Annotated in this window: 17 protein-coding genes and 1 pseudogene; 13 read left to right on the top strand and 5 right to left on the bottom strand. The window is 70.0% G+C overall.

Annotated elements, in window-relative coordinates; all coding sequences use genetic code 11:
- Nucleotides 1–4: 4 nt before the first annotated feature.
- Nucleotides 5–1294: a cation:proton antiporter domain-containing protein gene (locus ACY34M_RS32905; protein WP_462722160.1), complete on the bottom strand. Its 1290-nt coding sequence runs from the start codon at nucleotides 1292–1294 to the stop codon at nucleotides 5–7.
- A gap of 3 nt (nucleotides 1295–1297) precedes the next feature.
- Nucleotides 1298–1912: a cupin domain-containing protein gene (locus tag ACY34M_RS32900; protein ID WP_462722161.1), complete on the bottom strand. Its 615-nt coding sequence runs from the start codon at nucleotides 1910–1912 to the stop codon at nucleotides 1298–1300.
- A gap of 261 nt (nucleotides 1913–2173) precedes the next feature.
- Between ACY34M_RS32900 and ACY34M_RS32895 the strand changes: the two genes are divergently transcribed.
- From ACY34M_RS32895 to ACY34M_RS32835, 13 genes and pseudogenes are all read left to right on the top strand, one after another.
- Nucleotides 2174–3742, top strand: coding sequence for an acyl-CoA carboxylase subunit beta (locus ACY34M_RS32895; protein ID WP_462722181.1), 1569 nt, complete (start codon nucleotides 2174–2176; stop codon nucleotides 3740–3742).
- A gap of 32 nt (nucleotides 3743–3774) precedes the next feature.
- Entirely contained in the window at nucleotides 3775–4218 is a 444-nt protein-coding gene (locus tag ACY34M_RS32890) for a cupin domain-containing protein (RefSeq protein ID WP_462722162.1), read from the top strand.
- Entirely contained in the window at nucleotides 4215–5501 is a 1287-nt protein-coding gene (locus ACY34M_RS32885; protein ID WP_462722163.1) for a beta-ketoacyl-[acyl-carrier-protein] synthase family protein, read from the top strand. Before ACY34M_RS32890 ends, ACY34M_RS32885 begins: the two co-directional genes overlap by 4 nt.
- A gap of 4 nt (nucleotides 5502–5505) precedes the next feature.
- Nucleotides 5506–6726, top strand: coding sequence for a ketosynthase chain-length factor (locus ACY34M_RS32880; protein ID WP_462722164.1), 1221 nt, complete (start codon nucleotides 5506–5508; stop codon nucleotides 6724–6726).
- A 64-nt stretch (nucleotides 6727–6790) separates the two neighbouring features.
- Nucleotides 6791–6991, top strand: a pseudogene (locus tag ACY34M_RS32875) (phosphopantetheine-binding protein); the annotation flags it as partial.
- 84 nt (nucleotides 6992–7075) lie between these two features.
- Nucleotides 7076–7540, top strand: coding sequence for an SRPBCC family protein (locus ACY34M_RS32870; protein WP_462722182.1), 465 nt, complete (start codon nucleotides 7076–7078; stop codon nucleotides 7538–7540).
- A 246-nt stretch (nucleotides 7541–7786) separates the two neighbouring features.
- Nucleotides 7787–8107, top strand: a complete 321-nt coding sequence (locus ACY34M_RS32865) for a TcmI family type II polyketide cyclase (RefSeq protein WP_462722165.1) — start codon at nucleotides 7787–7789, stop codon at nucleotides 8105–8107.
- Nucleotides 8095–8301 (top strand): acyl-CoA carboxylase epsilon subunit, encoded by a 207-nt coding sequence (locus ACY34M_RS32860; protein WP_462722166.1) that lies wholly within the window; start codon nucleotides 8095–8097, stop codon nucleotides 8299–8301. Before ACY34M_RS32865 ends, ACY34M_RS32860 begins: the two co-directional genes overlap by 13 nt.
- Nucleotides 8298–8630 (top strand): antibiotic biosynthesis monooxygenase family protein, encoded by a 333-nt coding sequence (locus ACY34M_RS32855; RefSeq protein WP_462722167.1) that lies wholly within the window; start codon nucleotides 8298–8300, stop codon nucleotides 8628–8630. The genes ACY34M_RS32860 and ACY34M_RS32855 overlap by 4 nt, the downstream gene beginning before the upstream one ends.
- Nucleotides 8627–8962, top strand: coding sequence for an antibiotic biosynthesis monooxygenase family protein (locus ACY34M_RS32850; RefSeq protein ID WP_462722168.1), 336 nt, complete (start codon nucleotides 8627–8629; stop codon nucleotides 8960–8962). The genes ACY34M_RS32855 and ACY34M_RS32850 overlap by 4 nt, the downstream gene beginning before the upstream one ends.
- A gap of 10 nt (nucleotides 8963–8972) precedes the next feature.
- The gene (locus tag ACY34M_RS32845) at nucleotides 8973–10154 is read left to right on the top strand and encodes an FAD-dependent monooxygenase (RefSeq protein ID WP_462722169.1); all 1182 of its coding nucleotides are present in this window, start codon (nucleotides 8973–8975) and stop codon (nucleotides 10152–10154) included.
- 19 nt (nucleotides 10155–10173) lie between these two features.
- Nucleotides 10174–10629, top strand: coding sequence for a hypothetical protein (locus tag ACY34M_RS32840; RefSeq protein ID WP_462722170.1), 456 nt, complete (start codon nucleotides 10174–10176; stop codon nucleotides 10627–10629).
- Nucleotides 10630–10667: 38 nt separating this feature from the next.
- Nucleotides 10668–12434, top strand: coding sequence for an acetyl/propionyl/methylcrotonyl-CoA carboxylase subunit alpha (locus ACY34M_RS32835; protein ID WP_462722171.1), 1767 nt, complete (start codon nucleotides 10668–10670; stop codon nucleotides 12432–12434).
- Between the two features lie 75 nt (nucleotides 12435–12509).
- Here ACY34M_RS32835 and ACY34M_RS32830 read toward each other — a convergent pair whose 3' ends face one another.
- The 3 genes from ACY34M_RS32830 to ACY34M_RS32820 all read right to left on the bottom strand — a co-directional run.
- Entirely contained in the window at nucleotides 12510–12959 is a 450-nt protein-coding gene (locus ACY34M_RS32830) for a nitroreductase/quinone reductase family protein (protein WP_462722172.1), read from the bottom strand.
- A gap of 17 nt (nucleotides 12960–12976) precedes the next feature.
- Nucleotides 12977–13699, bottom strand: coding sequence for a helix-turn-helix transcriptional regulator (locus tag ACY34M_RS32825; RefSeq protein ID WP_462722173.1), 723 nt, complete (start codon nucleotides 13697–13699; stop codon nucleotides 12977–12979).
- Between the two features lie 127 nt (nucleotides 13700–13826).
- Nucleotides 13827–14093: adenosylhomocysteinase (locus ACY34M_RS32820; protein ID WP_462722174.1), on the bottom strand; the 267-nt coding region annotated here is incomplete at its 5' end.

The raw sequence follows: 14093 nt of genomic DNA, 5'->3' as shown, positions 1-14093 counted from the left end.
GGTGTCACGGTGTGCGGGGCAGCACCGTTTCCTTCAACGGCAGTTCGCCACCGCCGCGCGCATAGGACTTGCGGGGCACCAGCGGGCCGGCGAGGGCTGTGGTGACCAGTGCCATCAGCACCATCATCGTGAACATCCGGTTGTCCAGGACGCCCATGCTCACCCCGGCGTTCAGGATGATCAGCTCGGTGAGCCCCCGGGTGTTCATCAGCACGCCGATGGCCCTCGCCTCCTTCCACGGCAGGCCCGCGACGACCGATGCCCCGGTCGCGCCGACCACCTTGCCGAAGCAGGCGACGACGACGATCGCGACGAGCTCCAGGGCCCCGGCCCCGCCCAACTGCGTCACGTCGACGGAGAGTCCGGTGGTGATGAAGAAGATCGGCATGAGCAGCGTCGTGACGTGCTCGAAGGGCACCCGTACCGACGAGGTGAGGAGCTTCAGCGACGACCTCGGCATGACGAGGCCGAAGGTGAACGCGCCGAAGATCGCGTCGAGGCCGATCCAGTGCGTGAAGAAGGCGCAGCCGAGGGCCCCCGCCGCGATCACCGGGAGCAGCCGCGGCGAGACCACGTCGTTGCGGGTCATCGCCGTCACCAGGCGCCGCAGCAGCGGACGCACCACGGCGACGAGGACGACGGCGTACGCGACGGAACCGCCGACGACCGTGAAGACGTGTCCGGATCCGCCGGCGACCGCCACCACCGACACGACGGCGAGCATGCACCAGGCGAGGGCGTCCCCGACGGCGGCGCTGGCCAGGGCCAGAATGCCCACCCTGGTGTGCTGCAACCGGTGCTCCAGGATGATCCGGGCGAGCACCGGGAACGCGGTGATGGCCATGGCCGTCCCCACGAACAGCACGAACGGGGTCTGTCCGACGTGTTCGCCGCCCACCCGGTCGTGGTTGCCGTACAACCAGACGGCGAGGATCACGCCGGTGGCGAACGGCACGGCGATCGCCGACAGCGAGATGCCGAGCACCGCGTTCCTGCGGGCCCTGATCTGCTGCAGGTCGATCTCCCAGCCGATCAGGAACATGAACAGCAGGATGCCGATCTGCGCGACGGCCGACAGGCCCGCGCGGGCCCCCGGCGGGAACAGCAGGTCGGGCAGGTCTCCCGGGAAGAGGCCCAAAAGGCTCGGCCCGAGCGCGATGCCCGCGAGGATCTCGGCGATCACCGGGGGCTGGCGCAGCCGCTTGAGCAGCGGGACGAGCAGTGATCCGGCGACCAGGATGACGGAGACGCCGGCAGCCGTCTCGGCGAGGATCGTGGCCGAGTCCTGGGCCATGGTTCAGCTCCTGCCCGCGGGCGGTCCGCCGTGACCACCCGGTCCACCGTGCCCACCCGGTCCGCCGTGCCCACCCGGTCCGCCGGGACGGCCACCGGGTCCACCGGGGCGGCCGCCAGGAGGACCGCCCGGCCCACCCTTGCCACCCGGACCGCCGGGGCCACCGGGACGGAACCCGACGATGCGGTGCTTGTTGGCGAGAGCCTGCATCTTGTCCCACTCCGGCGGGCCCTGGCCGTCGATCAGCTGGCCGAGCTCCTCGAACCAGTCCTCCACACCGCCCGGAGTGGCGATGCAGAGCATCTTGCTGGGCCTGTGCCAGGTGTTGACGAATGCGTGACTCACACCGCGGGGCCCGTACACCAGACTTCCCGGTGTCGCTTTGTGCTTTACCCCGTCGAGCTCTATCTCGTATTCGCCGTCGATGACGTAGAAGGACTCGTCGACGTCTTCATGAATGTGCACCGGCGGTCCGCCACCAGGCGGGGAGGTCACCTCGAAGAACGAGTAGAGTCCGCCGGTTTCCTCACCGCGCAGCAGCCAACGCCCCTGCTCACCAGCCCACTTGATGGGCTTGACGTCGTCCAGCTGGACGATGCGCCCACGGGTAGCCGTCATGGTTCGTCCCTTCCCTCCGGCCCGTTTCCATTGCGACGCCGTCGAGTATCTGGGCACCACAAAGGCTCCGGATAAAGCCCCGAATAAGCAGTGCGGGTGCCATTCGGCTTTGCGTCCGCCTCACAGGAAATTTTCCGCACCGCCGCAGACTCCGACGGGTACCGGCCGCAGTGGGGCCGGATTCGGTCGAGCGTGTCAGTGGGAGGGAGCGTGAGTGGCGTGTCGGACACAGAACGGCATGGCACCTCCGTAAAGGAGGACATACCGCCAGGGCTGCCGCCCGAGGGTCTGGCCGACCGTGCGGCGGAACTCGGCGTCATCAGACAGCGGGTGGTCGAGGGCCTCGACGCGGAGTCGGCGGTGCGTCAGCACCGGCTCGGGAAGCTGACCGCGCGCGAGCGCATCGGCCGGCTCCTGGACCCGGACTCCTTCCACGAGCTGGAGATGCTGCGCCGGCACCGGGCAACGGACTTCGGCATGGACGCCAAGCGCCCGTACACGGACGGTGTGATCACCGGCTGGGGCACGATCGAAGGACGCAAGGTCTTCGTCTACGCCCATGACTTCGGCATCTTCGGCGGCTCCCTCGGAGAGGCCCACGCCACCAAGATCCACAAGGTGATGGATCTGGCGCAGAGCGCGGGCGCGCCGTTGATCGGCCTCAACGACGGTGCGGGCGCCCGGATCCAGGAGGGTGTCATGGCCCTCGCCGGCTACGGCGGCATCTTCCGCCGCAACGTCCAGGCGTCGGGGGTGATCCCGCAGATCAGCGTGATGCTCGGACCGTGCGCCGGCGGCGCCGCGTACTCGCCGGCCCTCACCGACTTCGTCCTCATGGTGCGCGAGACCGCCAGCATGTACATCACCGGGCCCGATGTCATCAAGGCGGTCACCGGGGAGGAGATCGACTTCGAGGGCCTGGGCGGCGCCGATGTGCATGCCCGGTCCGGGCAGGCGACGTCGGTGCACGCGGACGAGGACGACGCGTTCGAGCAGCTGCGCTGGCTGCTGTCGTTCCTGCCGCAGAACAACCGGGAGTTCCCGCCGAGCGAGGAGAGCAACGACCCGGTGGACCGGGCCTGCGACGGCCTGCTCGACGTGGTGCCCTCCTCCCCCAACCAGCCCTACGACGTCCGCGGCGTCATCGAGGAGATCGTCGACCACGGCGAGTTCCTCGAACTGCAGGAGGCCTGGGCGGGCAACGTCGTCGTCGGCCTGGCCCGGATCGGCGGCGAGGTCATCGGCGTGGTCGCCAACCAGCCCCTCGTGCTCGCCGGCGTCCTGGACATCGAGGCGTCCCAGAAGGCGGCGCGGTTCATCCGCTTCTGCGACTCCTTCAACATTCCGCTGGTGACCCTGGTGGACGTCCCCGGGTTCCTTCCGGGCGTCGACCAGGAACACAACGCCATCATCCGCAACGGCGCCAAACTGCTGTACGCGTACTGCGAGGCGACGGTGCCCCGCATCCAGGTCCTCATGCGCAAGGCCTACGGCGGCGCCTACATCGTGATGGACTCGCGGTCCATCGGCACCGACCTCTCCTTCGCGTGGCCCTCGAACGAGGTCGCCGTCATGGGCGCCGAGGCGGCGACCAACGTCATCCACCGCCGCGCCATCGCCACGTCCGACGACCGGGACCAGACCCGGGCGCGCCTGGTCCAGGAGTACCAGCGCACCCTCATGCACCCCTATTACGGCGCGGAGCGCGGGCTCGTCGACGACGTGATCGACCCGCGCGACACCCGCTCGGCGATCTACGAGGGGCTGCAGATGCTCCGCTCGAAACACGTCGACCTGCCCCGCCGCAAGCACGGCAACTCACCGCTGTGACCCGCCCCCGACACCCCGAGGAGACACCTGACATGCGTCACGAGATCACCGGCGAGCCACGCACCACCATCCGCAAGGTCGCCTTCGACGAGGTGCCGGTCAACCGGCATCGCGGCGGTGAACTGCGCACCCTGCTCGGCCCCGGCAACACCGGTGCCACCAGCGGGTTCATGGGCCATGCGCGCCTGGAGCCCGGCGAGTTCATCAGCGAGCACTACCACCCGTACTCCGAGGAGTTCCTCTACGTGCTGTCCGGCACGGTCGCGCTGCGGCTCGACGGCGAGGAGGTCGAGGTGAGCGACCGGGAGGGCGTCCTGGTCCCGATCAACGTGCGCCACCGCCTGGAGAACCGCTCCACCGCTCCGGTCGAACTCATCTACCAACTCGGCCCGTTGGCGCCTCGGCCCGACCTCGGCCACGTGGACACCGAGGACGTCCCCCACCCGGAGCTCTCCCCCGCCGGGGAGCCGCGATGAGCGCGAACGACACCAAGTGGGGTGCGGTCGTCACCGGTATCGGTGTGGTGGCCCCCGGCGCGGTCGGCCGTGAGGCCTACTGGGACCTGCTGACAGCCGGCCGCACCGCCACGCGCGGCATCACCCTGTTCGACCCCACCGGTTTCCAGTCCCGGATCGCCGCGGAGGTCGACTTCGACGCCGCGGCGTCGGGGCTGACCCCGCAGGAGACCGAACGCATGGACCGCGCTGCCCAGTTCGCGGTCGTCGCCGCGCGGGAGGCGCTCGCGGACGCGGGGCTCGCCGCGGACGGGTCCGACCCGGAGCGCACCGGGGTCAGCATCGGCAGCGCGGTCGGCTGCACCACCCGGCTCGAGGACGAGTACGTGGTGGTCAGCGACGGCGGTAAGCAGTGGGAGGTCACCCCGGAGCTGGCCACCGAGCACCTGTACCGCGCACTGATCCCCAGCACGCTCGCGGTCGAGGTGGCGTGGGCCGCGGGTGCCGAGGGGCCCTCGACGGTCGTGTCCACCGGCTGCACCTCGGGCCTCGACGCGGTCGCGCACGGCGTCGAGCTCATCTCCGAGGGCTCGGCGGACGTGGTGATCGCCGGGGCGACGGACGCGCCGATCTCGCCGATCACCGTGGCCTGTTTCGACGCGATCGGCGCCACGTCCCGCAACAACGGGGACGCGGCGCACGCCTCGCGCCCCTTCCACAAGGACCGCGACGGGTTCGTGCTCGGCGAGGGCTCGGCCGTGCTGGTCCTGGAGAGCCGCGAACACGCGGCGCGCCGCGGCGCGCACGCCTACGCCGACATCATCGGGTTCGCCCAGCGCAGCAACGCGTACCACATGACCGGTCTCAAGCCGGACGGCCTGGATATGGCCGAAGCCATCGACATCGCGATGCGGCGGGCGGGTATCACACCCGACATGATCAGCTACGTCAACGCGCACGGCTCGGGCACCGCCCAGAACGACCGTCACGAGACCGCCGCGTTGAAGAAGTCGATGGGCGAGGCGGCCCTCCGTGTCCCGGTCAGTTCCATCAAGTCGATGATCGGGCACTCGCTGGGCGCCATCGGAGCCCTGGAGGTCGCCGCCTGCGCGCTGGCGATCGAGCACGACACGGTGCCGCCCACGGCCAATCTGCACGAGCAGGACCCGGCGCTGGACCTCGACTACGTGCCGGTGACCGCGCGCAAGAACGTCAACGACATCGTGCTGAGCGTGGGCAGCGGGTTCGGCGGCTTCCAGTCGGCGATGCTGCTGGCCAGGCCCGGACGGGGAAGCGGGAAGTGACGCGATGACCAGCAACCGTCGCACCGTGTTCAGTGGTGTGTCCGTGATCGCCCCCAACGGCTCCACCACCAAGGAGTTCTGGGACGCGACACTCAACGGAGTCAGCGGGATCGGCCCGGTGCGGTCCTTCGACGTGTCCGGCTATCCGGTCCATGTGGCGGGCGAGGTCGACGACTTCGCCCCGCGCGACACCATCGACGGCCGGCTCATGGTCCAGACGGACCGGTGGACCCAGTTCGGTCTGGTCGCCGCGGGACGCGCCCTGGAGGACGCGGGGATCGATCCGCGCGAGCTCGGCGAGTACGACATGTCGGTGATCACCGCGACGTCGTCCGGCGGCAACGAGTTCGGCCAGCGGGAGATCCAGAAGCTGTGGGACAAGGGATCGCGCTTCGTCGGCCCCTATCAGTCGATCGCCTGGTTCTACGCGGCGACCACCGGCCAGATCTCGATCCGGCACGGCATGAAGGGCGCCTGCGGTGTCCTGGTCGGCGAACAGGCTGGCGGGCTCGATGCGTTGGGCCAGTCCCGCCGGGCGCTGCGGGACGACGCCTCGACGGTGGTGACCGGCGGCACGGACGCCCCCCTGGGCCCCTACGCGCTGGCCTGCCACACCTCCGCGGGTCTGATGACCGGCCGGCGGGACGCCGAGCGCGCCTACCGCCCGTTCGACGCCGAGGCCGACGGGTACGTCGCCGGGGAGGGCGGGGCGATCTTCATCGTCGAGTCCGAGGACACCTGGCGGGCACGCGACGCCGATCACGGCTACGGGGAGCTGGCCGGTTACGCGGCCACCTTCGACCCGGCTCCCGGGTCCGGCCGCGAGCCCGGCCTGCGCCGCGCGATCGTGCGGGCGCTCGCCGACGCGCGGGTCGACCCGTCCGACATCGACGTGGTGTTCGCCGACGGTCTCGGGGTGCCGGCCGCCGACCTCGCCGAGGCCCGGGCGATCAGCGCGGTGTTCGGGGAGCACGGCGTACCGGTGACCGTGCCCAAGTGTCTGGTGGGCCGGCTGCACGCGGGCGGGGCGCCGCTCGACGTGGCGACCGCGCTGCTGTCGATCCGCGACTCCGTGATTCCCGGCACCCCGACGCTGTCCACGCCCGCGTCCGGCATCAGCCTGGACCTCGTCCGCGAAACGCGTCAGGCACCGGTGCGTACGGCGCTGGTCCTCGCCCGCGGCTTCGAGGGCTTCAACGCGGCCGTCGTCGTCAAGGCCCTGTGACCCCCACGGGCGTCACCTCCACACCCTTCACCGATCCACGGAGCACCTCCATGGAGCACCTTTGATGAGCACCTCACAGGAAGGCACCGATGTGACCACTTCAGTGATCACCCTCGACGAGTACGCCGAACTGATCAACCGCGCGTCCGGGGCGGGCATCAGCGCCCGCGAACTGCTCGACCCCGCGGTCACGTTCGAGGAGCTCGGCGTCGACTCGCTGGGCGCCCTCGGCGTCGTCTCGGAGGTCGAGCTCCGTCTCGGCCTGGAACCCGACAGCGCCGCCGACGGCACCCGGACCCCCTTCGAGCTGCTGCTCGGCGTCAACCGGCGTCTGGTGGACACGGGTCTCGTGCACGAGGGCCGCACAGAGCAGAGCATCGTCATCGCGGCCCCGTACGAGGAGGTGTGGCAGCAGACGAACGACGTGGCCGCCTGGCCGCAGTTGTTCAGCGAGTACGCACGGGCCGAGATCCTGGAGACGACCGGTGACACGGTCACGTTCCGGCTCACCATGCACCCGGACGAGAACGGCACGGAGTGGAGCTGGGTGTCCCGGCGCACCCTGGACAAGGAGTCCGGAACGGTGCGGGCGCACCGTGTGGAGACCGGCCCGTTCGAGTTCATGAACATCGTGTGGACCTACCACCGGGTCGAGGGCGGCACCGAGCTGCGCTGGGAGCAGGACTTCCGGATGAAGCCGCAGGCCCCGGTGGACACCGCGGGGATGACCGCGCGGATCAACACCAACTCCGCACTGCAGCTGGCCCTGATCCGCGATCGGGTGCAGGAACGCGCCACGCTCACCGCGGTGTGACGTCGACCGCGAGCTGACGGCGGAGGGCCTTCCCGACTTCGGGGAGGCCCTCCGCCGTCGCGCGGCGTGCACAAGGGGCTGCCGCCGGCGGGGGAATGCGGCGACAGCCCTCCAGCAGAGTAGTTCAGAACATTAGGCAGCACACTAACTATTCGCCGTTTGTCCCGCCCTCATAGCGGCTTTACGCGGTGCGCCGAGGATGTTCGCAACCGCCGTGACCATCTCCACGGCAGGGAAGGAGCTCTCATGCAGTACACGTTGATCGTCGCGCGCATGAACCCCGAGGACACGGACCGCGTCGCCGACATCTGGGCCGAGTCGGACGCCACCGACCTCCCGCACCTGGTGGGCGTGAAGCACCGTCGGCTGTTCCGGTACCAGGGGCTGTACTTCCAGTTGATCGGTTCCGAGGAGCGGATCGGCGACCGGATCGAAGAGGTGCGCGGCCACGAGCTCTTCCAGGACGTCAACGAGAAGCTCAAGCCGCACATCGGCGCCTACGACCCACAGACCTGGCGCGGCCCCGCCGACGCGATGGCGAAGGAGTTCTACTCGTGGAACGCGTAGCCGAGCCCCAGAACGTGGTGCGGATCGTGCGCGGCAACCCCGACGCGCACGAGACCGCCGCACTGCTCGCACTGCTCACCGCCCGGCTCTCCGCGCGGCTCGGACTCGACGAGGAGACCGTACCCCCGGCTCCGAAGCCCACCTGGCAGCCGTTCACCGGCCACACCGAGAGCGGCTGGGGGCACGCGTCATGATCCGCACGGTGCTCGACATGAAGGTGCGCGCCGGATGCGCCGAGGCGTTCGAGCGCACCTGGCGGGACGCCGCCGCCGTGACCAGCGGCTATCCCGGCGCCCTCGCCCAGACCATGCTGCGCTCCCCCGACGACCCACTGCTCTACACGATCACCGCCGACTGGGACTCCCGCGAGAACCTGACGGCGTATCAGCGCAGTGAGGACCGCAAGGCGCTGTCCGCCACCCTCGACCAGCTGCGGGAGTCGGCGAGCAAGTCGCTCCTCGACGTCGTCGCGCACGTCGGCGCCGCCACCGCTTCCACCACGAAAGGCACGGTAGGGACATGACCATTCGCGTCATCATGAACGCCACCATCAAGCCCGAGGACTTCGAGGCCTTCGAGCAGGCGTACCTGGACGTCACCAGCAAGGTGAAGGGCACCCCCGGCCACGTCAGGGACGCCCTGCTGCGCGACGCCGCGGACCCGACCCAGTACTCCCTGATCGCCGAGTGGGAGGACGAGGCACAGTTCCGCGCCTGGGCCGACGACCCCGAGCACATGCGGCAGTCCGCCGCCATGTACCCGTTCTGGGCGGACAGCTTCCGGCGTTCCATCCATCAGGTGCGCGCGACGCTGGAGTCGTACGAGACTCCGCGCTCCGCGCCCGCGGCCGGCTGAGGAGAAGGTCATGCCTGTCCAGAAGGCCCTGGTGATCGGCGCGGGCATCGGCGGACTCACCACCGCGATCGGCCTGCGCCGGGCCGGTGTCGACGTCAAGGTGTTCGAGCGGCGTACCGAGCCGAGCCGGCTGCTGACCGGTGGCGGTTTCATGCTGTGGCACAACGCCTTCGTGGCGTTGCGGGGGCTCGACCTCGAAGACCGGGTGAGCAAGGTCAGTTCGGAGATCCTGTTCCACGAGTTCCGCTCGGCGAACGGCCGCACCCTGGCCCGCTGGGCGATCGGCCCCGAGCGGGACCGGATCGGCGCGCCCGCCGTGGCACTGCGCCGCTCCGACCTGAACTCCCTGCTCCTCGACGAGGCCGGGGACTGCGTGCGGATGGGGGCCCAGTGCACCGGCTTCGAGCAGGACGCCGACGGAGTCACGGCACACTTCGCCGACGGCTCCTCGGAACGCGGCGACGTCCTGATCGGCGCCGACGGCATGCGCTCGGCGGTGCGCGGCGCGCTGCGCAACGGCCATGACCTGCCGCCCCGTTACGCCGGATACACGGCCTGGCAGGCCATCGCGGAGCTGCCGGGCGAGGACGTCGTACCGAGCGGCACCTTCTTCAACCTGTGGGGCAAGGGCGGTCTGCGCTTCCTGTACTGCCGCCTCAACGACCGCGAGGTCTACTGGGACGCCATCACCTCCGACGAGGCGAGCACCGCCTTCGACATGTTCCGCAAGGACAAGCGGCAGGTGATGTGCGAGACGTACGCGGACTGGCAGGACCCCATTCCGCAGATCCTCGCGGCCACCCGCAACGACGCCATCCTGCCCATCGACATCGCGGACCGCCCGCCCACCCGTGACCGGGCCTGGAGCCACGGCCGGGTCGTCCTGGTGGGCGACGCGGCGCACGCCATGACGCTCAACCTCAGCCAGGGCGCCGGCCAGTCCATCGAGGACGGCTTCGTCCTGTCCGGCCTGCTGGCGCGGGAGCCCGACCTCGGCCGGGCCCTGTCCCGCTACGAAGAGCTGCGCCGCGACCGGGTCGGCTCGATGGTGCGCGGCGCGTACCGCATCGGCGAACTCGGCAAGTGGAAAGGGTCGTTGGCCTGCGGCGCCCGCGATCTGTTCATGCGGACGTTCTTCGGCACGTTCGCCAAGAAGGGCACCTACCGCCTGATGATGAATTTCGACTACTGACGCCTAGGAGCCGATCCCCATGCTCGTCCACCTCCTGGCGGCGTCGCTCGTCCTGCTCAGCGGTGCGCTGGCGGGGGTGCTCATCGCAGTCCACATCGCGGTGGTGCCCATGCTGGCCGATCTGCCGAGCGAGCGGTACGTCGAGATCCACCGGTCCCTCGACCCTCGTTTCGACCCGCTGATGCCCACCGTCGACAAGATCGCGCTGGCCATCGGTCTGGCCCTGATCGTGCTGGCCCCGGGCTGGGACGCGAAGGCCGCGTTCGCCGTCGCGGAGGCCGGCCTCGTCGGCGTCGCGCTCGTCTCCGAACTGTCCAACGTACGGATCAACCGAACCATCGACACCTGGGCGAACAGGGGCATTCCGTCCGGCTGGGCCGAGACCCGGACCCGCTGGGCACGCTCCAACCGCGACCGGACCTGGATCGCCGTGGCGGGCTTCGCCGCGGCGGTCACCGGGACGTACCTCATGTGACACACCATCGCGACGCCCATGACTCAGGAGCACATCGCATGCACAAGGTACTGATAGCCAACCGGGGCGAGATCGCCGTCCGTGTCGTAAGGGCGTGCAGGGACGCGGGGCTCCGTTCCGTCGCGGTCTACGCGGACCAGGACCGCGAGGCCCCGCACGTGCGGCTCGCCGACGAGGCGTACGCCATGAACGGCACCACCGCCGCGCAGACCTACCTGGACGTCGGCAAGCTCCTGGCGCGGGCGGCCGAGTCGGGGGCGGACGCCGTCCACCCCGGCTACGGCTTCCTGTCCGAGGACGCCGGATTCGCCCGGGCCGTCATCGAGGCGGGGCTGACCTGGATCGGGCCGCCACCGTCCGCGATCGAGCGGCTCGGTGACAAGGTCGCGGCCCGGGACATCGCCCGCACGGTGAACGCCCCGCTGGCACCGGGCACCGACAGGCCGGTGTCCGGGCCCGAGGAGGTCCTGGAGTTCGCCGAACGGCACGGACTGCCCCTGGCCATCAAGGCGGTGGGCGGAGGCGGCGGGCGGGGCCTGAAGGTGGCCCGCACCCTGGAGGAGATCCCCGATCTCCTCGAATCGGCCTCCCGGGAGGCGGCGGCCGCCTTCGGTCGCGCCGACTGCTTCGTCGAGAAGTACCTGGACCGCGCCCGGCACGTGGAGACCCAGTGCCTCGCGGACCTGCACGGCAACGTGGTGGTGGTCTCCACCCGGGACTGCTCGGTGCAGCGCCGTCACCAGAAGCTCGTCGAAGAGGCACCGGCCCCGTTCCTGACGCCCGATCAGGACGCGGCACTGCGTTCCGCGTCCCGTGCCATCCTCACCAAGGCCGGCTATGCGGGTGCCGGTACCTGCGAGTTCCTGCTGGGCGAGGACGGCACCCTGTCGTTCCTCGAAGTCAACACCCGTCTGCAGGTGGAGCATCCGGTCACCGAGGAGATCACTGGAATCGACCTGGTCCAGGAGCAGTTCCGGATCGCCGCGGGCGAAGAACTGGGGTACTCGGATCCCCCGCAGCGCGGCCACAGCATCGAGTTCCGGGTGAACGGCGAGGACGTGGGCCGCGGCTTCCTGCCGACGCCGGGCACCGTGACCCGCTGGCGCGTCCCGGCGGGTCCCGGGGTGCGGGTCGACACCGGCCTGGTGGAGGGCGCCGTCATCGACGGATCCTTCGATTCGATGCTCGCGAAGCTGGTCATCACGGGCGCCGACCGGCCGCAGGCACTCGCCCGGGCGCGGCGGGCGCTCGCGGAGTTCGAGGTCGAGGGCATACCGACCACACTCCATCTGGCCCAATCCCTGCTGGAGACAGCGGAGTTCACGGCGAGCGACCCCGCGATCGGCTTCGCCGTGCACACCCGGTGGCTGGAGCAGTCCGCCATCCGGATCGACCCGTGGCAGGCGCCACGGGAGGAGGACTCCGACGAGCAGACCGGACGCGTGCCGTACACCGTCGAGGTGGCCGGGCGCCGGCTCGAAGTGGTCCTCCCGGGATCGCTGGCGGCGATGTCGCGACCGGCACTGCGGAGCGGGTCCCGGCGGCGGGCGCGGTCGTCCGCGGCAGCCCCGGCGACCAGCGGTGCCGAGTCGCTGACCAGCCCGATGGTCGGCACGGTGGTGAAGATCTCCGCCAGCGAGGGAGCCGAGGTCAGCGAGGGCGACGTGCTGTTCGTCATCGAGGCGATGAAGATGGAGCAGCCGATCACCGCGCACCGCACCGGCGTGGTGCACAAGGTCGCGGTCGCCGCGGGCGCCGGTGTCTCCCGCGGCGCTCCCCTCTGCGAGATCCGCACGGCGGCGTGACACCGACGACCCGTACGACGTGGAGGAGGCCCGCCCGGCAGCGCCGGGCGGGCCTCCTCCCGTGGAGCGGAGCGGTCACACCGGGACCACGCGGAAGATCGGGATGCCGGTCGCGGCCTGCTCGAAGGCGGCCGGGGTCTTGTCGGCGACCACACCGTTCTTGACGAAGATGCCGGCGCCCATGGGCACCTGCGTGGGGAACTCCCGGGCGATCGGCGCCCGCTCGCCGGCGGGTACCTCGATCAGCTGCACGGCCTTGGCCTTGCGGCCACGGACCAGGGTGCCCTGCCCCGCGGCACGGACGTTCTTGACCCAGTCGGACTGCGGGAACGCCTGGAGGATGTACATGGATCCGTCGACCGTCACGGGGGCGACGGGGTTGGTGAACTCCCGTCCCGAGACCCGGCCCTTGACCCGGAGCAGGTGCATCGGCCCCACCGGCAGGCCCATGCCGTGGAAGACGGCCATCATCTTGTTTCCGAACTTCAGGAATCCGGAGACCTTGGGACGCGTGGATGTAGACATGGCTTCGCTCATCTCTTTCACTTCGGGGTCGGTAAAGCGGCCGGCAAAGGGATCGCTTCGAACTGCGCGTGCCGACGGGCGAGGCCCGTCCGGTAGGCGGTGGTGATCACGTCGATGCGGTTCTTGAGGTTCAACTTGCCCATGAGGCTGCGCACATGACTCTTGACCGTCGCTCCGCTCAGATCCAGTCCCTCGGCGATCTCCACGTTGCTCCAGCCCTTGATCATGAGCTCGGCGACCTCCGTCTCACGGGCGGTCAACTGATGCGCGCGCCACCACAGTTCGGCCCGCTGCTCCCGGGAGCCGGCCTTTGCGTGCGTTCCGACGCGCGCCCACACCCGGTATCCGGACCTGAGCAGCCGAAGCGCCGGAACCAGGCCGTCCCGGTGGATCCGGTGGACGGGCATGCCGTCCACGTCGGCCCGGACCTTGCTGCCGCCTGCGCGCTGGTGGGACGGGGTGACGACCACGACCCGCCGTCCAGGCCCGCACCGCGCGAGCTCGTGGAGCATCGGCACGGTGTCGGCGTCCTCCAGCACGGCCACGATGTGCGGACGGTGCGCGGCGACGGCCTGCCGCACACAGTCCGGATCGGCGGCGCAGCTGACCGCCTGAAAGCCCTCCTCGTGGTCGACGACGGACATCACCTCGATCCTGCTGAAGAGATTGCCCCCCACCACGACAACCATCGTGAGCTGCGCTCGCTCGTCACCCTGCAGTGTGGACAGTTCTGGGGGCACGGGAACTTTCTCCTGCGGTCGGCCGCCGGCAACCAAGAATCAGTTACGTAGCGAACTATCTAAATGCTTCCATGGGGGCATGCGGGTGTCAACGCGACGCCGCTCGCCCCTGTCTGTCGCACGGTGCTCAGTAGCGGTAGTGGTCCGGCTTGTACGGGCCCTCGACCTCGACACCGATGTACGCGGCCTGCTCCGGACGCAGCTCGGTCAGCTTCACACCGAGCGAGTCCAGGTGCAGGCGGGCGACCTTCTCGTCCAGGTGCTTGGGCAGCACGTACACGCCGGTCGGGTACTCCGACTGCTTCGTGAACAGCTCGATCTGGGCCAGCGTCTGGTCCGCGAAGCTGTTGGACATCACGAACGACGGGTGTCCCGTCGCGTTGCCCAGGTTCAG

This window comes from Streptomyces sp. EDA2-14 (genome assembly GCF_054963755.1).
The sequence above is the reverse complement of the archived record's forward strand: the minus strand, read 5'-3'. Positions and strand labels throughout refer to the sequence as shown.